A 19,802-nucleotide genomic window follows, 5' to 3' on the forward strand; every position below is an offset into this window, starting at 1 on the left:
GCCGCAGCGGCACCCATTCCGAAGCCGGCGACGACCATGGCAATCACTCCGAAGCGGGCGATGACCACGGCAACCACGCCGAGGCCGGTGACGACCATGGCAACCACGCCGAGGCCGGTGACGACCATGGCAATCACGCCGAGCCCGGCGACGACCACGGCCAGCACGCCGAGGCCGGTGACGATCACGGCAACCATGCCGAACCGGGTGACGATCGCGGCGGCGCCTGATCCCCCGGCGAACGCGACGGCTGGCGCCGGACAACCCGCCCACGCCGAACGGCCCCCTCTCCCGCTTGCGGGAGAGGGTTGGGGAGAGGGGCTCTGACAGGCAAGGATTAACGGGTCAGTCGGCGGATAAAGCGTTCCGCTTCATTCGCCCGGCAGAAGCGGCGTCAATGCTTCCCACAATGCCTCGACGCTGTCGAAGCGCCGATCCACTTCCGGCAGCGCCGGCCGCGCCAGGATCAGCACCGGCAGGCCCAGCTCGCGCGCCACCTGCAGCTTCGGCTCGGTGGCCTGGCTGCCGCTGTTCTTGCTCACCAGCACGTCGCTGCGCAGGCGCTCGAACAATTCGCGCTCGCCGTCCAGGCTGAACGGCCCGCGCGCGCCCAGCACCTCGGCGCGCGCGGTGCCCGGCAGGCTTTGCAGGCAGCGCACGGTCCAGAACTGGCTGGGCGGAATCTCGTCGAGGTGCTCCAGCGGCTCGCGACCGAGGGTGAACAGCGGCCGCCGGAACGGCGCCAGCGCGGCGATCAGCGCCGGCCAGTCGGCCACTTCGCGCCAGTCGTCGTCCGGCCCAGCCGTCCAGCCGGGGCGGCGCAATGCCCAGCAGGGCACGCCGGCCAGCTGCGCGGCGCGGGCGGCGTTGCGGCTGATCTGCGCGGCGTAGGGATGGGTGGCGTCGAGCAACAGGTCGTAACCCTGCTCGGCGATGAAGGCCGCCAGGCCCTCGGCGCCGCCGTAGCCGCCGACGCGCACCTGGCAGGCCAGGTCGTCCGGCACCTTGCCCAGCCCGGCGAGGCTGTACAGGTGCTCCGGGCCCAGGTGACGGGCGAGGTTCAGCGCCTCGCCGATGCCGCCGAGCAGCAGCACACGCTTGCCGCTCATGGCTTGCGCAGCGCCAGCAAAGTGATCGGCAGCGCCGCGCGCCAGGTGTCGAAGCTGCCCAGCGCCTGGGCCTGGGACACCTGCAGGCGGATCAGCTCGCCGCCGTGGCGCTCGCGCCAGTCCACCAGGGCGGCTTCGCTCTGCAGGGTCACGGCGTTGGCCAGCAGGCGGCCACCGGGCTTGAGGGCGGCCCAGCAGTGTTCCAGGACACCGGGCACGGTGACGCCGCCACCGATGAAGATCGCGTCCGGCGCCTCCAGGCCCTCTAACGCTTCCGGCGCGCGGCCGGCCACCAGTTGCAGGCCGGGCACGCCGAGGGCGTCACGGTTGTGCGCGATGTGGCCCTGGCGGCCTGCGTCGGCCTCGATGGCGAGGGCTCGGCAGCTGGGGTGCGCGCGCATCCACTCGATGCCGATGGAGCCGCAGCCGGCGCCGACGTCCCAGAGCAGCTCGCCGGGCTCCGGCGCCAGCCGTGCGAGGGTCACCGCGCGAACGTCGCGCTTGGTCAGTTGGCCGTCGTGGCGGTAGGCGTCGTCGGCCAGCCCCGGGGTCAGCGCCAGGCGCCGGGCGTCGGCGCCGGCCTGGCAGTCGATCGCCAGCACATTGAGCGCGGCGGCCTCGGCCAGCGACCAGTCGGCGGCCAGGCCGTCGATGCGCCGCTCGCGCTCGCCGCCCAGGTACTCCAGCACGCTCAGCCGGCTCGACGCGAAACCACGTTCGCGCAGCAACGCGGCGATCGCCGCCGGGCTGCCGCCGTCGTTGCTCAGCACCAGCAGGCGCCGGCCATGGTGCAGACGGGCGTTCAGCGTGGCGAGAGGACGCCCGACCAGCGACACCAGCTCGACGTCCTGCAACGGCCAGCCCAGGCGCGCGGCGGCCAGGCTCACCGAGGACGGCGCCGGCAGCACGCGCATTTCCTCCACCGGCAATTGCCGCGCCAGGCTCGCGCCGACGCCGAAGAACATCGGGTCGCCGCTGGCCAGCACACAGGTCGGCTCGCCGCGCCGGGCCAGCAGCGGGGCCAGGTCGAAGGGGCTGGGCCAGGCGCTGCGGCGCGCCGTCAGGCAATGCGGCAGCAGCTCCAGCTGGCGCTGCCCACCGAACACCTCGGTGGCCCCCAGCAGCGCGCGCCGCGCGCTCCTGCCGAGGCCGGCGTAACCGTCCTCGCCGATGCCTACGATGGTCAGCCAGCAGCTCATGGGGATTCCTCGCGGGTTGCGACAGCGTGCCGCCGGGCGTTCCGACGGGCAGGGTTTTCAAGGGGTCGGGCAAAGCGGGCATAATACAGCCTTCGTCGGTGCCCATCAGGGCCGAAGAGGGAACGCGCGGGAGTGATCCAAGCGCGGCTGCCCCCGCAACTGTAAGCAGCGAGTCCACGCGTCATTGGCCACTGGGAAACCGGGAAGGCCGCGTCGGACCATGACCTGCCAGCCAGGAGACCTGCCGACGAAACCAGTCGCGAGTGCAAACATCGAGCGGGGTGTATCGATGTTGTGAGGCTGCCCGGTGGGCGCCCGCAAGGTCACCGCGACCCAGCCATGGTGACCCTGTGCCGAGCCAGCCGCCCGTCGTCCCCCCTGTCGAAATCCGTCCCTCGGCCTGTCCGGGGCTGTTGCGCATCGTCGCCTCGGCCGACGGAGGCATCTGCCGCATCAAGCTGCCCGGCGGCCGCCTGCAAGCCGAGGGCGCGCGCGCCATCGCCGAGGCCGCCGAGCGCTACGCCGACGGCGTGCTGGAGGCGACCAACCGCGCCAACCTGCAGATTCGCGGCGTCCACGCCGGCGCCGAAACGGCGCTGCCCGCCGTGCTGCTGGCCGCCGGCCTGGGCCCGCGCGTGGCCGCCGCCGACGATGTGCGCAACCTGCTGCTCAGCCCGCTCGCCGGCCTCGACCCGGCCCAGGCCCGGGACATCTCGCCACTGGCCACGCAACTGCTCGACCTGCTGCAGGACACCCCGCGCTTCCACGCCCTGTCGCCCAAGTTCGCCGTGCAGCTTGACGGCGGCGAAAGCCTGGCGATGCTCGAACACCCCCATGACATCTGGCTGTCGGCCATGGACGCCGGGCGCTTCGCCTTCGGCCTGGCCGGCTGCCCGCCGCTGCGCGCCGGCGACCGCCCGGCCCTCGCCGCCGTCGCCGGCGAGCAGGTGCCGGCCCTGGTGGAAGCCCTGCTCAACCGGTTTCTCGACCTCGCCGGCGAAGGCATCTCGCGCATGCGCCAGCTGCTGGCGAAAACCTCCGCCGACGAACTCCTGGCGCGCCTCGACCTGCCCCTGCAACGCGGCGCGGCTGTGGACAACTGGCTCCGCGCCGCCGTCGAGCCCTTCGCCCAGCTCGGCGTTCGCCCACAGCGCCAGCCCGGCCTGTGCAGCGTCGGCGCCGGCTTCGCCCTCGGCCGTCTCGACAGCCGTCGCCTGCAAGCCCTCGCCGACCTGGCGGAACAGCGCGGTGACGGCAGCCTGCGCCTGACGCCCTGGCAGGGCGTGCTGCTGCCCAATGTCCCGGCCGAATACGCCGCGTCGACCCTCGCCGCGCTCGCCGGCCTGGGCCTGCTCACCGCCGCCGAACAACCCCTGGCGCGGCTGATCGCCTGCAGCGGCTCGAGCGGCTGCGCGCGCGGCCTGGCCGACACCAAGGGCGACGCCCTGCGCCTCGCCGAGCGCCTGCGCGCGCCGCTGCCGCCGGGCGTACACCTGTGTGGCTGCCCGCGCTCCTGCGCCGCCGCCCACGTCGCCCCGCTGACCCTGCTGGCCGTCGCCGACGGCCGCTACGACCTCTACCGCCGCGCCACCGGCCACGCCGGCTTCGGCCAGCCGCTGGCGCGCCACCTGACCCTCGACGACGCCGCCCACCGGCTGCGCGATCCCGGAGTGTTTCCCGATGCTTGACTACATCCGTGACGGCCAGGCGATCTACCGCCAGTCCTTCGCCACCATCCGCGCCGAATCCGACCTCTCGGCGATCCCCGCCGACCTGGAGAAACTCGCCGTGCGGGTGATCCACGCCTGCGGCATGGTCGACGTGGTCCAGGACCTGCGCTTCTCCCCCGGCGCCGGAACGGCCGGCCGCGAGGCCCTGGCCAAGGGCGCGCCGATCCTCTGCGACGCGCGCATGGTCGCCGAAGGCATCACTCGCGCGCGCCTGCCGGCGGACAACCGGGTGATCTGCACGCTCAACGATCCGGACGTACCGGCGTTGGCCCGCGAGCTGGGCAACACCCGCTCGGCGGTGGCCCTGGAGCACTGGCGCGAACACCTGGAGGGCAGCGTGGTGGTGATCGGCAACGCGCCCACCGCGCTCTTCTACCTGCTGGAAATGCTCGATGCAGGCGCACCGAAACCGGCGCTGATCCTCGGCTTCCCGGTGGGCTTCGTCGGCGCCGCCGAGTCCAAGGACCTGCTCGCCGCCGACAGCCGTGGCGTGCCCTACGTGATCGTCCGCGGCCGTCGCGGTGGCAGCGCCATGGCCGCCGCCGCGGTGAACGCCCTGGCCACGGAGGTGGAATGATGACTGGCCGCCTCCTCGGTCTCGGCGTCGGCCCCGGCGACCCCGAGCTGATCACCCTCAAGGCCCTGCGCCTGCTGCAAGCCGCGCCCGTGGTCGCCTACTTCGTGGCCAAGGCCAAGCACCACGCCGGCCACGGCGGCAACGCCTTCGGCATCATCGAGCAGCACCTGGGCGAGAACCAGGCGCGGCTGCCGCTGGTGTACCCGGTGACCACCGAGAAACTGGAGCCGCCGCTGACCTACGAAAGCGTCATCAGCGACTTCTACGACACCGCCGCCGAGCAGGTGGCCGCCCACCTGGACGCCGGTCGCGACGTCGCGGTGATCTGCGAGGGCGACCCGTTCTTCTACGGCTCCTACATGTACCTGCACGACCGCCTGGCCGAGCGCTACCCGGCCGAAGTGGTGCCCGGCGTCTGCTCCATGCTGGGCAGCGCGGCGGTGCTCGGCGTGCCGCTGGTGTACCGCAACCAGAGCCTCTCGGTGCTTTCCGGGGTGCTGCCGGAAGAGGAGCTGAAGCAGCGCCTGGCCAGCGCCGACGCGGCGGTGGTGATGAAGCTCGGGCGCAACTTCGACAAGGTCCGCCGCGTGCTCCGCGAACTGGGTCGCGACGACGGCGCGCACTATGTCGAGCGCGCGACCATGCGCGAGCAACGCATCGTGGCGCTGGACGAGGTGGACCCGATGGCTTCGCCCTACTTCTCCATGGTGGTGATCCCCGGTGAGAGGTGGCGCGGCTGATGAACGCCTCTCCCGCCATCGTCATCCTCGGCGCCAGCGCCCTGGCCACCGCCCGCCGCGTGCAGGCGCTTTATCCACAGGCGCGCATCCACGGCCTGCAAGGCCGCGTCGAGGGCGTCGACGAGTCCTATCAGGAGTTCGGCGACAACCTGCGCGCGCTGTACCGCAGCAACACCCCGATCATCGCCCTGTGCGCCGCCGGCATCGTCATCCGCAGCCTGGCGCCGGCGCTGCAGGAAAAGGGCGCCGAGCCGCCGGTGCTGGCCCTGGCCGAAGACGGCAGCGCCGTGGTGCCGCTGCTCGGCGGCCTGGCCGGGGTCAACCGCCTGGCCCGCGAGATCGCCGCCGCGCTGGAAGTGGCGCCGGCCATCACCACCAGCGGCGAGCTGCGCTTCGGCACCTGCCTGCTGGAGCCGCCGGAAGGCTACGTGCTGGCCGACATCGAGCAGGGCAAGCGCTTCGTCGCCGACCTGCTCGGCGGCGAGAGCCTGCGCATCGACGGCGAAGCGCCCTGGCTGGCCAGCGCAAGCCTGCCGCTGGCCGAAGACGCCCGGCGCAGCGTGCGGGTGACCTGCGCGGCGCGCCCGGCGCAGCGCGATGAACTGCTGATCCACCCGCGCCAGCTGCTGGCCGAAGTGGCCGAGCCGGTGGACAACCTCGTCGCCCTGGTCCGCCAGGCGCTGCACCAGGCCGGGCTGGCCGAAGCCGCCCTCGCCGCCCTGCTCGCCCCGCGCCGCCATATGGCCGATACGCGCCTGGCCGAAGCCGCCCAGGCGCTCGGCGTGGCGCTGCGCTTCATCGATTCGGAAGCATTGCCGGACGTGCTGGCGACGGATGAAGGCATCCGGCTGCGCCTCGCCGCGTCGCCCGAACAGGCCGCCGCCATAGGCCGAGCGCGTGGTCGCCTGAGCGTGATCGGCCTCGGCCCCGGCGCCGCCGCACACATGACCCCGGCGGTGCGCCGCGCCCTGGACGAAGCCCAGGACCTGCTCGGCTACGAAACCTACGTGAAGATGGCCGAGCCGCTGCGCGCCGACCAGGTGCGCCACTGCAGCGACAACCGCGAAGAGATGCAGCGCGCCCGCCATGCCTTCGAACTGGCCGCCAGCGGACGCCGGGTGGTGGTGGTGTCGTCCGGCGACCCCGGCGTCTTCGCCATGGCCGCGGCCGTGGTCGAGGCCCTGCACGAGAGCGCCGACGCGGACTGGCACAACGTCGAGCTGGAAGTGCTGCCCGGCGTCTCCGCCGCCCTGGCCGCCGCAGCCAAGGCCGGCGCGCCGCTGGGCCACGATTTCTGCCTGATCTCGCTGTCCGACAACCTCAAGCCCTGGGAGGTCATCGAGAAACGCCTCGACCACGCCGGCGCCGCCGACCTGGCGATGGCCTTCTACAACCCGATCTCCAAAGCCCGCCCCTGGCAGCTCGGCCGCGCCCTGGAGATCGTCCGCCGGCACCGCGCGGCGGAAACCCTGGTGGTGCTCGGCCGCGACATCGGCCGCCCGGCCGAGGCGCTGCGCAGCCTGACCCTCGGCGAGCTGCAACCGGAAATGGTCGACATGCGCACCCTGGTCATCATCGGCTCGTCGCTGACCCGCCGCTTCCCCCGCGCCGGCGGCGGCGACTGGGTCTACACCCCGCGCTGGTATCGCTGAGGCAGGCCACGCGGCGGATAACCGCGAACGGTCATGCGCCCTACATCAGGGGAGGACCTGGCGTAGGGCGCATAACGCCTACGGCGTTATCCGCCGTTTGGCCCTGGTCCCCGGCGGTTCCAGTGTTGACCGGGCGTTGGCTACGTCCCTGGAAGTTCGGCGCCCGCTTGCAAAAGGCCAGTGCCTTGATGAAAATGCGACAAATTATCATTTACCTCATCTGCGGCGCCCATGGCCTCCTCCACTCTCGACCTCGACCGGCTGTACAGTGACCACCACGGCTGGCTGCGTGGCTGGCTGCGCAGCCGCCTGGGTAACGCCGCGGATGCCGCCGACCTCGCCCAGGACACCTTCCTGCGCGTGCTGCTCAAGCAGGAGTTGCTGGAACTGCGCACCCCGCGCGCCTTCCTGCGCACCATCGCCCGCGGCCTGGTGATCGACCACTGGCGTCGCGAGGAACTGCAGCGCGCCTACCTGGAAACCCTGGCCCTGCTGCCGGAAGCCGAGGTGCCGTCGGTGGAAACCCGCGAGTTGCTCCTTGAGCTGCTGGAGAACATCGCCCGCCTGCTCGACGGCCTCAAGCCCAAGGTCCGCAGCGCCTTCCTGCTGGCCCAGTGCGAGGGTCTGCCGCATGCGCAGATCGCCACGCAGCTCGGCGTCTCGGTACGCTCGGTGGAGCGCTACGTGGCCGAGGCGCTGTACCACTGCTACCAGGCGCGCTACGCCGAATGAACGCCAGCGTCGAAATGCAGCCCGAGGCGCGGGTGGTCAAGCAGGCCATCCAGTGGATGCTGCGCCTGGCCGGCAACCCCGACCCTTCATTGCAGGAAGCCTGCGCCCACTGGCGCGCCCAGCGTGCCGAGCACGAGCTCGCCTGGCAACGCGTGCAGTCGCTGAACGATGAGCTGCGCGGTGGCTACCAGAGCGTGCCGGGCAGCCGCGTGGCCCTGGAAACCCTGGAGAAAGGCAACCAGCGCCTGCAACGACGCCAGGCCCTGAAACTGCTCTCGCTGATGGCCGTGGGCGGCTCCGCGCTCTGGCTGGGCCGCGACCTCGGCCCCTGGCAACGCTGGAGCGCCGACTACGCCAGCGGCGTCGGCGAGCGCAAGCGCTTCACCCTCGCCGACGGCAGCGAACTGCAACTGAACACCGACAGCGCCGTCGACGTCTTCTTCGCCCCGCGCCAGCGCCTGCTGGTGCTGCAGCGCGGGGAAATCCTCGTCAACGCCGCCAGCGACCCGAGCCGGCCACTGCGCGTGCGCACCCGCGACGCCCTGTTCGAAGCCCTGGGCGCGCGCTTCGTGCTGCGCCAGGGTGAAGCCGACAGCCTGCTCGGCGTGCAGCGCGGCGCGGTGGCCATCGCCCCGCGCCGCCTCGGCAGCGCCAGCCGGGTGGCCGAAGCCGGCCAGAGCTTTCGCGTCAGCCCCGACGGCGCCAGCCCGCAGGCCACCACGCCGATGGACAACGGCGCCTGGGCCGAAGGCCTGATCGTCACCCGCGACATGCGCCTGGCCGACTTCCTCGGCGAAATCGCGCGCTACCGCCACGGCCACCTCGGCTGCGACCCGGCGATCGCCGACCTGCGCCTGTCCGGGGTATTCCGCCTGGACGACACCGACAAGCTCCTCGACCTGCTGCCGCGCACCCTGCCGGTGCGCGTGCAGCGTCGCAGCGGCTGGTGGATCACCGTCGAAGCCCGCACCTGACGCCAACGTTCCCTGTAGGAGCGAGCCGCATGGGCACCATCGGAAACATTTTTCGCGGATGAGAATTATTTTTGTCGGGTTTCCCACACTGCCCCGGCATGGAGATAAACCCTCTCATTTCCCGCCCTGACGGATACCCCTCCATGCGTGCAGCCCAGGCTCGATCGTCCGCCCCGAACTCCCCCGCCAGCCGCCTCTCCACAGCCGTGCGCGGCGCCCTGCTGTGCGCCGCCCTGGGCAGCGCCATGCCGGTCGCGGCCTGGGCCGCCGACGCCGCCAGCGTCACCCGCAGCCGCGCCTACGCGATTCCCGCCGGGCCGCTGGGCGAGGTGCTCAACCACTTCGCCCGCGAAGCCGCGATCACCCTCTCGGCCACCCCGCAACAGACCGCCGGCCTGCAGTCGCCGGGGCTCAACGGCACCTACTCGGTGGACCAGGGCCTGGCGCGCCTGCTCGCCGACACGCCGCTGGAAGCCGAGGACCAGGGCGACGGCAGCTACGTGCTGCGCGCGGCCGCGCCGAAGGACGCCCTGGCGCTGCCATCGAGCAACGTGTTCGCCCTGGGCAACGCGCTGGGCAGCGAGGACGGCTACCTGGCCACCCACAGCCAGATCGCCACCAAGACCTCCAAGGCCCTGCTGGAGACCAGCCAGAGCGTTTCGGTGGTGACCCGCGAGCAGATCCAGGACCAGGCCTCGAAGACCGTGCAGCAGGCGATCCGCTACACGCCGGGGATCTTCACCGGCCAGGTCGGCGCCTCCAACCGCTACGACTACATCGTCATGCGCGGCTTCGCCGACAACAGCGTGGACAACGTCTACCTCGACGGCCTCAAGGCCATGGGCGACAGCGGCACCTTCAGCTCGATGCAGGTCGACCCGTACTTCCTCGAACGCATCGACGTGCTCAAGGGCCCGTCCTCGGTGCTCTACGGCCGCAGCCTGCCCGGCGGCCTGGTGGCGCTGACCAGCAAGAAGCCGCTGTACGAGGACTACCACCAGATCACCGGCAGCGTCGGCAACATGGGCCAGAAGGAGCTGGGCTTCGACTTCAGCGGCCCGCTGGACGAGGAAAAGCGCGTCGCCTACCGCGTGGTCGGCCTGGGCAAGGGTTCGGACACCCAGTTCGACCACGTCAAGGAAGAGCGCTACGCCATCGCCCCGAGCCTGGCCATCGACTTCAACGACGACACCAGCCTGACCCTCCAGGGCTACCTGCAGCACGACCCCAACGGCGGCTACCACAGCGGCGTGCCGGCCGACGGCGCGCTGTACCACCACAACGGCCGCAAGATCGACCGCGAGTTCTTCGACGGCGAACCGAGCCTGGACGACTTCGACCGTACCCAGCGCATGTTCGGCTACCAGCTGGAACACCGCATCGACGATGTCTGGTCGGCGCGGCAGAACTTCCGCTACCTGCAGTCCGACGTGAGCCTCTCGCAGGTCTACGGCTACGGCTGGACCTCGCCCTCCAGCAACGAGCTGACCCGCTACTTCTCCGGCGCCCGCGAGCGCCTGGAGGCCTACATCATCGACAACATGGCCCAGGCCGAATTCGCCACCGGCGCCGCCCGCCACACCCTGCTGATGGGCCTGGACTACCAGCGCCGGCACACCTCGGTGGACTGGTCGTCGGGTTCGGTCGCGCCGCTCGACGCCTTCGACCCGGTGTACGGCAACGACGCCATCAGCTACTACCCGGACGACAACCACACGCGTCGCCTGGAGCAGACCGGCCTCTACGCCCAGGACCTGATCGACCTCGACAACTGGCGCTTCTCCCTGGGCATGCGCCAGGACTGGGTCAGCGTCGAGGACAAGAACCGCAGCAGCGGCAGCAAGGCCGACGACGACTGGAAGAAATTCACCGGCCGCGTCGGCGCGCTCTACCTGTTCGACAACGGCGTCGCGCCCTATGTGAGCTACTCCGAGTCGTTCAACCCCAACGCCTACTCCGACCAGAACGGCACCCCGCTCGCGCCCACCGAGGGCAAGCAGTGGGAGCTGGGCCTGAAGTACCAGCCGCCGGGCGGCGACAGCCTGTACACCGCCTCGCTGTTCCACATCACCCAGGAAAACGTGGCGACCAAGGAGCCGCAGGACAACTTCTACACCTCGGTCGGCGAAATCCGTTCCCAGGGCCTGGAGCTGGAAGCGCACATCCAGGCGACCAGGAACCTGAAGCTGCTCGGCAGCTACACCTACACCGACATCACCTACACCAAGGCGCTGGACGGCAACCAGGGCCACACCCCGAACCAGGCGCCCAAGCACATGGCCTCGGTGTGGGCCGACTACGCCTTCGACGCCGGCCCGCTGGACGGCTTCAGCCTCGGCGGCGGCGCGCGCTACGTCGGCGAAACCTGGGCCGACAAGGAAAACACCCTGCGCGTGCCGGACTACACCCTGGTCGACGCGCGCATCGGCTACGACCTCGGCAAGCTGGGCATGAAGGGCCTGGACGTCAGCCTCAACGCCAACAACCTGCTGGACAAGGACTACGTGGCCTCCTGCTACAACCTCGACTACTGCTACTTCGGCGAGAAGCGCAACGTCACCGCCACGGTGAACTACGCGTTCTGATCCGCAGCCGAAGCCATCGCGCTCCCGTAGGAGCGAGCTTGCTCGCGAACCCGCTTCCCGTTCGCGAGCAAGCCCTCCAGGATGGCTTCAGTAACGCTCCGGGTGCAGCTGAACCTCCTCGCGCTCCAGGCTCTCGCGGTAGGCGTGGGCCTCCTGCTCGCTGTGGAACACGCCAACCAGCAGGCCCTGCTGGTGCACGTCCCAGCAGCGTCGGCCGAGGGCGCGGAATTCGCGGGATTTGTGGTCTTCGTCGCGCTCAGTGACAACTACGCTCATCGGTTTTTCTCCGTTGTTTGACTTGCATCAAGGCGGAGCCAGATTCACTTAATTAGCCAGCTAACGAAACACCCGCTTCGGCAAAGGATTTTTGCGAAAACCGTGAGGAACCCTGGCACGGAATTGGCGCGGATCACCGCTCCCCGCCCCCGTAGGAGCGCGCCATGCGCGCGATTCGCGGGCATCGCCCGCAGGAATGAAAAAGGCCCGGCATCCCCTGGTGGGAATGCCGGGCCTTTTCGGACCGGTCCGACGATTAGAACGGAATGTCGTCGTCGAAGCTGTCGTAGTCGGCGGCCGGTTGCGGGGCCGGAGCCTGCTGTTGCTGCGGCGCCGGACGCGGGGCCTGCTGCGGACGCTGTTGCGGCTCGCGCGGCGCGCGCGGGGCGTCGTCGCCACCGGCGCCCGGACGGCCACCGAGCAGCTGCATGTTGCCGTTGATGTCCACCACGATCTCGGTGGTGTACTTGTCGCTACCGTCCTGGCCCTGCCACTTGCGGGTACGCAGGCTGCCTTCGACGTAGATCTGCGAACCCTTGCGCACGTACTCGGCGACGATTTCCGCCAGGCGACCGAAGAACACCACGCGGTGCCATTCGGTACGTTCCTGCTGCTGGCCGGTCTGCTTGTCCTTCCAGCTCTCGCTGGTGGCCAGGGTGACGTTGGTCACCGCGTTGCCGTTGGGCAGGTAGCGGGTTTCCGGATCGCCACCGACGTTACCCACCAGAATGACTTTGTTAACCCCACGGGCCATGACGCTCTCCTAAAGGCTTCAGCACGTCGCCGTCTCGGCGCCTGCCAGGCGCTCGAGGGACGTGCGATCAACTTGTTGGGAATCTACTTTGACATAAGCGGCGGCCTCTTCGGCGACCACCATCACATCGCTCACACCGGGCAATGCCTTGAAACGCTCGGCCAACGCGGCATCGCGCAGGGCCTCGTCGGACAGAGGCAGGCGAATGCTCGTTACATACGGCGGTTCACGCATGGTAACAGCAATCGCGAGCCATATGGCAGCCAACACCGCGCAGCCGATGAACACCCCGTCGAGCCCGCCGTGCTGGAACATCCAGCCGCCGAGAATGCCGCCCACGGCGGCGCCGAGGAACTGGCTGGTGGAGTACACGCCCATCGCCGTGCCCTTGCCGCCGGCCGGCGACACCTTGCTCACCAGCGACGGCAGCGAGGCCTCCAGCAGGTTGAACGCGGTGAAGTAGACGATGATGCCGAACACCAGTTCCTTGAGGCTGTTGCCGAATTCCCAGAAGAACAGCTCGCACAGCAACAGGGTGGCCACGGCGCCGGCCAGCACGCGTTTCATCTGGCGCTTCTTCTCGGCGTAGATGATGAACGGAACCATGCCGAAGAAGCCCACCAGCAGCGCGGTCAGGTACACCCACCAGTGTTCTTCCTTGGGCAGCCCGGCGCGCTCGACCAGCGCCAGCGGCAGGGCCACGAAGCTGGCCATGAGGATTGCGTGCAGGACCAGGATGCCGGCATCCAGGCGCAGCAGGTCGGGGTTCTTCAGGGTCGGCAGCAGCGCCTGGCCGGCCACGCTGGACTCGCGGTGCTGCAGGCGGTGGTCCGGGGTCGGCACGAAGAACAGGATCATCAGCAGGCCGACCAGGGCCATGCCGGCGGTGAACCAGAACAGCCCGTGCAGGCCGAACAGGTGGGTCAGCACCGGGCCGGCGACCATGGCCACGGCGAAGGACACGCCGATGCTCATGCCGATGGTGGCCATCGCCTTGGTGCGATGCTGCTCGCGGGTCAGGTCCGAGAGCATCGCCATCACCGCCGCGGAGATCGCCCCGGCGCCCTGGATCACCCGCCCGGCGATCACGCCCCAGATGCTGTCGGCGTTGGCCGCCACGGCCGCGCCGAGGGCGAACACCAGCAGCCCGATGACGATGATCGGCCGCCGGCCGATGCGGTCGGACAGCGTGCCCAGGGGGATCTGCAGGACGGCCTGGGTCAGGCCGTAGGCGCCGATGGCCAGGCCGATCAGTGCCGGGGTCGCGCCGGCCAGATCCTGGCCGTAGGTGGCCAGCACCGGCAGGACCATGAACATGCCGAGCATGCGGAACGCGAAGACCAGGGAGAGGCCGACGGCGGCGCGGGTTTCGGTGCCACTCATGCGCTCAGTGTGGGTATCGTGCATAAGTCCCTCAGGGGAATGACTGGAGCGGGCGTGCTTCGTGCTCCCGCAATGGCGTGCCCATCCGTTCCCGGATGGCCGGCTGCCGCCGACGCCGAAAAATAGCCGGGCATTCTAGCAGCCCTGCCGCCCAGCGGCACAGTCGCGCCACTTTGCCGCGTACTGCCGGGGAAACGTATACTCAACGGTTTTCGCCCGCCATGCGAGGCCGCTGTGGACAAGATCCTCATCCGTGGGGCACGTACCCACAACCTGAAGAACATCGACCTGACCCTGCCGCGCGACAAGCTGATCGTGATCACCGGCCTGTCCGGCTCCGGCAAGTCTTCCCTGGCCTTCGACACCCTCTACGCCGAAGGCCAGCGGCGCTACGTGGAATCCCTGTCGGCGTACGCCCGGCAGTTCCTCTCGATGATGGAAAAACCCGACGTCGACACCATCGAAGGCCTGTCGCCGGCGATCTCCATCGAGCAGAAATCCACCTCGCACAACCCGCGCTCCACCGTCGGCACCATCACCGAGATCTACGACTACCTGCGCCTGCTCTATGCCCGCGTCGGCATCCCGCGCTGCCCGGACCACGACATCCCGCTGGAGGCGCAGACCGTCAGCCAGATGGTCGACCAGGTGCTCGCGCTGCCCGAAGGCCGCCGGCTGATGCTGCTGGCCCCGGTGATCCGCGAGCGCAAGGGCGAACACCTGGCGGTGTTCGAGGAAATGCGCGCCCAGGGCTTCGTCCGCGCGCGGGTCGACGGCAAGCTCTACGAGCTCGACGAACTGCCCAAGCTGGACAAGAAGCAGAAGCACTCCATCGACGTGGTGGTGGACCGCTTCAAGGTCCGTGGCGACCTGCAGCAGCGCCTGGCGGAGTCCTTCGAGACGGCGATCAACCTCGCCGACGGCATCGCCCTGGTGGCACCGATGGACGGGGAAGAAGGCGAGGAGATGATCTTCTCCGCGCGCTTCGCCTGCCCGATCTGCGGCCACTCCATCAGCGAGCTGGAGCCCAAGCTGTTCTCCTTCAACAACCCGGCAGGCGCCTGCCCGACCTGCGACGGCCTGGGCGTGAAGCAGTTCTTCGACGCGCGCCGGGTGGTCAACGGCGAGCTGACCCTGGCCGAAGGCGCCATCCGCGGCTGGGACAGGCGCAACGTCTACTACTTCCAGATGCTCGGCTCGCTGGCCGCGCACTTCGGCTTCAGCCTGGAGGAGCCGTTCCAGGACCTCCCCGCCGAGCACCAGAAGTTCATCCTCAACGGCTCCGGCCGCGAGAACGTCGACTTCCGCTACCTCAACGACCGCGGCGACATCGTCAAGCGCGCGCACCCCTTCGAAGGCATCCTGCCGAACCTCGAGCGACGCTACCGCGAGACCGAGTCGGCCACCGTGCGCGAGGAGCTGGCCAAGTTCCTGAGCACCCAGCCCTGCCCGGACTGCCATGGCACCCGCCTGCGCCGTGAAGCGCGCCACGTCTGGGTGGGCGACCGGACCCTGCCGGCGATCACCGCGATGCCGGTGGGCGAAGCCAGCGAATACGCCGCCAGCCTGACCCTGACCGGCCGTCGCGGCGAGATCGCCGCGAAGATCCTCAAGGAAATCCGCGAGCGTCTGCAGTTCCTGGTCAACGTCGGCCTCGACTACCTGACCCTCGACCGCAGCGCCGACACCCTGTCCGGCGGCGAGGCCCAGCGCATCCGCCTGGCCAGCCAGATCGGCGCCGGCCTGGTGGGCGTGATGTACATCCTCGACGAACCCTCCATCGGCCTGCACCAGCGCGACAACGAGCGCCTGCTGGGCACCCTCACCCACCTGCGCAACCTGGGCAACACGGTAATCGTGGTGGAGCACGACGAGGACGCCATCCGCCTCGCCGACTACGTGGTCGACATCGGCCCCGGCGCCGGCGTGCATGGCGGCCAGATCGTCGCCGAGGGCACCCCCGACGAGGTGATGAACCACCCCGACTCGGTGACCGGCAAGTACCTCTCCGGGCGCCAGAAGATCCTCGTTCCGGCCGAACGCACGCCGCGCAACAAGAAGCAGCTGCTCAAGCTCAAGGGTGCGCGCGGCAACAACCTGCGCAACGTCAACCTTGAAATCCCGGTCGGCCTGTTCACCTGCGTCACTGGCGTGTCCGGCTCGGGCAAGTCGACGCTGATCAACAACACCCTGTTCCCGATCACCGCCACCGCCCTCAACGGCGCGACCACCCTCGAAGTCGCGCCCTACGAGAGCTTCGACGGCCTGCAGCACCTGGACAAGGTGGTCGATATCGACCAGAGCCCGATCGGCCGCACCCCGCGCTCGAACCCGGCGACCTACACCGGGCTGTTCACCCCGATCCGCGAGCTGTTCGCCGGCGTGCCGGAAGCCCGCTCGCGCGGCTACGGCCCGGGGCGCTTCTCGTTCAACGTCAAGGGCGGCCGCTGCGAGGCCTGCCAGGGCGACGGCGTGATCAAGGTGGAGATGCACTTCCTGCCGGACATCTACGTCCCCTGCGACGTCTGCAAGGGCAAGCGCTACAACCGCGAGACCCTGGAGATCCGCTACAAGGGCAAGAGCATCACCGAGGTGCTGGACATGACCATCGAGGACGCCCGCGCGTTCTTCGACGCCGTGCCGGCCATCGCCCGCAAGCTGCAGACACTGATGGACGTGGGGCTGTCGTACATCAAGCTGGGGCAGAGCGCGACCACCCTATCCGGCGGCGAGGCACAACGGGTCAAACTGTCCCGCGAGCTGTCCAAGCGCGACACCGGCAAGACCCTGTACATCCTCGACGAGCCGACCACCGGCCTGCACTTCGCGGATATCCAGCAACTGCTCGATGTGCTGCACCGCCTGCGCGACCACGGCAACACCGTGGTGGTGATCGAGCACAACCTCGACGTGATCAAGACCGCCGACTGGCTGGTCGACCTCGGCCCCGAGGGCGGCTCCAAAGGTGGCCAGATCATCGCCACCGGCACCCCGGAGCAGGTGGCGGAGAACGTCGCCTCGCACACCGGGCACTTCCTCAAGCCGCTGCTCGAACGCGACCGCGCCTGACAAGAAAAAGCCCCGCCGAAGCGGGGCTTTCTCTTTCTAGCGCAGGAGCATCAGGCCAGGTCGAAGCGGTCCAGGTTCATCACCTTGGTCCAGGCGGCGACGAAGTCCTTGGCGAACTTCTCCTTGGCGTCGCTGCTGGCGTAGACCTCGGCCAGCGCGCGGAGCACCGAGTGCGAACCGAAGATCAGGTCGGCGCGGGTGGCGCTCCATTTCGCCGCGCCAGACTTGCGATCCTTGCCCTCGAAGACTTCCGCCGTGCCGTCCACCGGCGCCCAGACGGTGCCCATGTCCAGCAGGTTGACGAAGAAGTCGTTGCTCAGCGCGCCAGGACGGCTGGTCAGAACGCCATGGGCGCTACCGTCGTAGTTCGCACCCAGCACCCGCAGGCCGCCCACCAGGACGGTCATCTCGGGCGCCGTCAGCGTCAGCAGCTGGGCCTTGTCGACCAGCAATGCCTCGGTGGTGGCGCCAGGGTTCGCGCTCTTGTAGTTGCGGAAGCCGTCGGCGACGGGCTCCAGCGCCTCGAAGGAGTGCACGTCGGTCTGGTCTTCACGGGCGTCCACACGGCCCGCCGCGAAGGGCACGTCGACGTGTACACCGGCCGCCTTCGCGGCCTGCTCCACACCCACGTTGCCGGCCAGCACGATCACGTCGGCCAGCGAGGCCTTGCCGGATTCCCTCTGGATTTCCTCGAGCTTGCCAAGCACCTTGGCCAGCTGCGCGGGGTTGTTGGCGTCCCAATCCTTCTGCGGCGCCAGGCGAATGCGCGCGCCGTTGGCACCGCCGCGCTTGTCGCCGCCACGGAAGGTGGAGGCGGAAGCCCAGGCGGTGGACACCAGCTCGGCGACGGACAGCCCGGAGTCGGCGATCTTCGCCTTCAGGTCGGCGATGTCGGCAACGCTCGGCTTGTGCGTGGCGGCCGGCAGCGGGTCCTGCCAGATCAGGTCTTCCTTCGGCACTTCCGGGCCCAGGTAACGCGCTTTCGGCCCCATGTCGCGGTGGGTCAGCTTGAACCAGGCGCGGGCGAAGGCATCGGCGAAGGCCTGCGGATCGTTGAGGAAGCGCCGCGAGATCTTCTCGAAGGCCGGGTCGAAGCGCAGCGTCAGGTCAGTGGTGAGCATCGTCGGCTTGCGTTTCTTCGACGGATCGAAGGGATCGGGAATGCTCTCCGGCGCGTCCTTGGCGACCCACTGGATGGCGCCGGCGGGCGAGCGGGTCTGCTCCCATTCGAACTTGAACAGGTTCTCGAAGAAGTGGTTGCTCCACTGGGTCGGCGTCTGCGTCCACACCACCTCGATACCGGAGGTGATCGCATCGGCGCCGCTACCGGAACCGTAGCTGCTGGTCCAGCCCAGGCCTTGCGCCTCGATGGCGCCGCCTTCGGGGGCAATCCCGACATGGTCGGCCGAGCCGGCCCCGTGGGTCTTGCCGAGGGTGTGGCCGCCGGCGATCAGCGCGACGATTTCTTCGTCGTCCATCGCCATGTTGCCGAAGGTGGCGCGGATCGGCGCCGCCGCGGACAGCGGGTCGCCGCTGGCGTTGGGGCCTTCCGGGTTCACGTAGATCAGGCCCATCTCGGTCGCGGCCAACGGGTTCTTGGCCAGGGCCTCGGGGTCGCGGTGAACCAGCCAGGCTTTCTCGTCACCCCAGTTGACGTCGGTGTCCGGCTCCCAGACATCGTCGCGACCGGCGGCGAAGCCGAAGGTACGGAAGCCCATGGTCTCCAGGGCGACGTTGCCGGCGAGGACGATCAGGTCGGCCCAGGAAATCTTCTGGCCGTACTTCTGCTTGACCGGCCACAGCAGGCGGCGGGCCTTGTCCAGGCTGACGTTGTCCGGCCAGGAATTCAGCGGGGCGAAGCGCTGTTGGCCGCGACCGGCGCCGCCACGGCCGTCACCGATGCGGTAGGTCCCGGCGGCGTGCCAGGCCATGCGGATCATCAGGCCACCGTAGTGCCCCCAGTCGGCTGGCCACCACTCCTGGGAATCGGTCATCAGATGCTTGAGGTCGGCCTTGAGGGCCGAGTAGTCGAGTTTCTTGAACTCGTCGCGATAGTTGAACTTCTCGCCCAACGGGTTGGATCTTTCCGAGTGCTGGTTCAGCACATCCAGCTTCAGTTGATTCGGCCACCAGTCCTGGTTGGTGGTGCCGCCACCTGCGACATAATGGAACGGGCATTTAGCTTCATTCGACATTGCTTTCTCCTTTTGTCCTCATCGGGTCGGTCTGATCGACTGCTGCCGACGGTGGGTTAAGACTAGACCCGCTCCTCCGGGCGGACCAATTTATGAAAAGCAACAGTTCGATAGTTTTTATCTCTTGAAATCAGGAAAACCGATAAGTGCTCGGAGGCACCCGCGGATGCCACGCACGGGCCCTGCGCGGCGAGTTCCAGCACAATAAAAAACCCCTGTTACCTCACGGCGACAGGGGTTCATTCATCGACAGTGCAGCGGTCAGATCTGCGACTGCAGGTAGTTCTCCAGGCCGATCTTCTTGATCAGGCCCAACTGCTGCTCCAGCCAATAGGCGTGGTCTTCCTCGGTATCGGCGAGCTGCGCACGGAGCATGTCGCGGCTGACGAAGTCCTTGTGCTGCTCGCACAGGGCGATGCCCTTGGCCAACGCAGCGCGCACCTGGCGCTCCAGCTTGAGGTCGGCTTCCAGGGCTTCCGGTACGGTACGCCCGGGGTGGATATCGTCAGGACGCATGCGCGGAGTGCCTTCCAGCAGCAGGATGCGGCGGATCAGCGCGTCGGCGTGCTGGGTTTCCTCTTCCATCTCATGGTTGAGGCGCTCGTAGAGCTTGCTGAAGCCCCAGTCCTCGTACATCCGCGAGTGGATGAAGTACTGGTCGCGGGCGGCCAGCTCGCCGGTCAGCAGGGTGTTGAGGTAGTCGATTACTTCAGCGTGGCCTTGCATCAGTCAGCTCCATGAATCCGATGGGCAATTGAAGGAAAAACCGGCCCCAGGCGGCAATGACCCGAATCAACTACAGGATAGTCCCGGGCCGCCGGAAACAC

General features: G+C 69.0%; 15 protein-coding genes, 1 pseudogene and 1 riboswitch. Of the genes and pseudogenes, 9 read left to right on the forward strand and 7 right to left on the reverse strand.

The genetic code is table 11. The features are described 5' to 3' along the window. Positions 1 to 230: pseudogene (locus P3W75_RS18780) on the forward strand (hypothetical protein); the annotation flags it as partial. A 141-nt stretch (positions 231 to 371) separates the two neighbouring features. Here the strand turns inward: P3W75_RS18780 and P3W75_RS18785 are convergent. Both P3W75_RS18785 and cbiE read right to left on the reverse strand, forming a co-directional pair. Beyond that, positions 372 to 1,109: a cobalt-precorrin-6A reductase gene (locus P3W75_RS18785; RefSeq protein WP_276228823.1), complete on the reverse strand. Its 738-nt coding sequence runs from the start codon at positions 1,107 to 1,109 to the stop codon at positions 372 to 374. Further along, on the reverse strand, positions 1,106 to 2,308 hold the full coding sequence (cbiE, locus tag P3W75_RS18790) for a precorrin-6y C5,15-methyltransferase (decarboxylating) subunit CbiE (protein ID WP_276228824.1): 1,203 nt from the start codon (positions 2,306 to 2,308) through the stop codon (positions 1,106 to 1,108). Before cbiE ends, P3W75_RS18785 begins: the two co-directional genes overlap by 4 nt. Before the next feature lie 79 nt (positions 2,309 to 2,387). Next, a riboswitch (cobalamin riboswitch) is annotated at positions 2,388 to 2,571 on the forward strand. Between the two features lie 87 nt (positions 2,572 to 2,658). On the opposite strand from cbiE, the gene cobG reads away from it, so the two are divergent. From cobG to P3W75_RS18825, 7 genes are all read left to right on the forward strand, one after another. Then, positions 2,659 to 3,996, forward strand: coding sequence for a precorrin-3B synthase (cobG, locus tag P3W75_RS18795; RefSeq protein ID WP_276228825.1), 1,338 nt, complete (start codon positions 2,659 to 2,661; stop codon positions 3,994 to 3,996). Next, positions 3,989 to 4,615 (forward strand): precorrin-8X methylmutase, encoded by a 627-nt coding sequence (locus P3W75_RS18800; RefSeq protein WP_276228826.1) that lies wholly within the window; start codon positions 3,989 to 3,991, stop codon positions 4,613 to 4,615. The genes cobG and P3W75_RS18800 overlap by 8 nt, the downstream gene beginning before the upstream one ends. After that, complete coding sequence (locus P3W75_RS18805) at positions 4,612 to 5,355, forward strand: precorrin-2 C(20)-methyltransferase (RefSeq protein ID WP_276228827.1); 744 nt, start codon at positions 4,612 to 4,614, stop codon at positions 5,353 to 5,355. Before P3W75_RS18800 ends, P3W75_RS18805 begins: the two co-directional genes overlap by 4 nt. Next, positions 5,355 to 7,007, forward strand: coding sequence for a precorrin-3B C(17)-methyltransferase (gene cobJ, locus P3W75_RS18810; protein WP_276228828.1), 1,653 nt, complete (start codon positions 5,355 to 5,357; stop codon positions 7,005 to 7,007). The genes P3W75_RS18805 and cobJ overlap by 1 nt, the downstream gene beginning before the upstream one ends. A 231-nt stretch (positions 7,008 to 7,238) precedes the next feature. Further along, on the forward strand, positions 7,239 to 7,739 hold the full coding sequence (locus P3W75_RS18815; protein ID WP_276228829.1) for a sigma-70 family RNA polymerase sigma factor: 501 nt from the start codon (positions 7,239 to 7,241) through the stop codon (positions 7,737 to 7,739). After that, on the forward strand, positions 7,736 to 8,713 hold the full coding sequence (locus tag P3W75_RS18820) for a FecR domain-containing protein (protein ID WP_276228830.1): 978 nt from the start codon (positions 7,736 to 7,738) through the stop codon (positions 8,711 to 8,713). Before P3W75_RS18815 ends, P3W75_RS18820 begins: the two co-directional genes overlap by 4 nt. Positions 8,714 to 8,856: 143 nt before the next feature. Next, positions 8,857 to 11,298, forward strand: a complete 2,442-nt coding sequence (locus tag P3W75_RS18825) for a TonB-dependent siderophore receptor (protein ID WP_276228831.1) — start codon at positions 8,857 to 8,859, stop codon at positions 11,296 to 11,298. Between the two features lie 87 nt (positions 11,299 to 11,385). Here the strand turns inward: P3W75_RS18825 and P3W75_RS18830 are convergent, their stop codons facing one another. The 3 genes from P3W75_RS18830 to P3W75_RS18840 all read right to left on the reverse strand — a co-directional run bounded on the left by P3W75_RS18830 (position 11,386) and on the right by P3W75_RS18840 (position 13,735). Next, positions 11,386 to 11,574 carry a hypothetical protein gene (locus tag P3W75_RS18830; RefSeq protein ID WP_276228832.1) on the reverse strand — a complete coding sequence of 63 codons (189 nt, stop codon included), beginning with the start codon at positions 11,572 to 11,574 and terminating at the stop codon, positions 11,386 to 11,388. A 256-nt stretch (positions 11,575 to 11,830) separates the two neighbouring features. Continuing rightward, positions 11,831 to 12,328, reverse strand: coding sequence for a single-stranded DNA-binding protein (gene ssb / locus P3W75_RS18835; RefSeq protein WP_276228833.1), 498 nt, complete (start codon positions 12,326 to 12,328; stop codon positions 11,831 to 11,833). 18 nt (positions 12,329 to 12,346) lie between these two features. Further along, positions 12,347 to 13,735, reverse strand: coding sequence for an MFS transporter (locus P3W75_RS18840; protein ID WP_276228834.1), 1,389 nt, complete (start codon positions 13,733 to 13,735; stop codon positions 12,347 to 12,349). A 210-nt stretch (positions 13,736 to 13,945) separates the two neighbouring features. Here P3W75_RS18840 and uvrA point away from each other — a divergent pair, with 210 nt between their 5' ends. Beyond that, positions 13,946 to 16,780 (forward strand): excinuclease ABC subunit UvrA, encoded by a 2,835-nt coding sequence (gene uvrA, locus P3W75_RS18845; RefSeq protein ID WP_276228835.1) that lies wholly within the window; start codon positions 13,946 to 13,948, stop codon positions 16,778 to 16,780. Between the two features lie 50 nt (positions 16,781 to 16,830). On the opposite strand, the gene katG is transcribed toward uvrA, so the two are convergent. Next, positions 16,831 to 18,975 (reverse strand): catalase/peroxidase HPI, encoded by a 2,145-nt coding sequence (gene katG / locus P3W75_RS18850; RefSeq protein ID WP_276228836.1) that lies wholly within the window; start codon positions 18,973 to 18,975, stop codon positions 16,831 to 16,833. A 261-nt stretch (positions 18,976 to 19,236) separates the two neighbouring features. Continuing rightward, positions 19,237 to 19,701 carry a bacterioferritin gene (gene bfr / locus P3W75_RS18855; RefSeq protein ID WP_276228837.1) on the reverse strand — a complete coding sequence of 155 codons (465 nt, stop codon included), beginning with the start codon at positions 19,699 to 19,701 and terminating at the stop codon, positions 19,237 to 19,239. Positions 19,702 to 19,802 lie beyond the last annotated feature (101 nt).

The sequence above is a fragment of the Pseudomonas citronellolis genome (assembly GCF_029335315.1).
Classification (GTDB): domain Bacteria; phylum Pseudomonadota; class Gammaproteobacteria; order Pseudomonadales; family Pseudomonadaceae; genus Pseudomonas; species Pseudomonas citronellolis_A.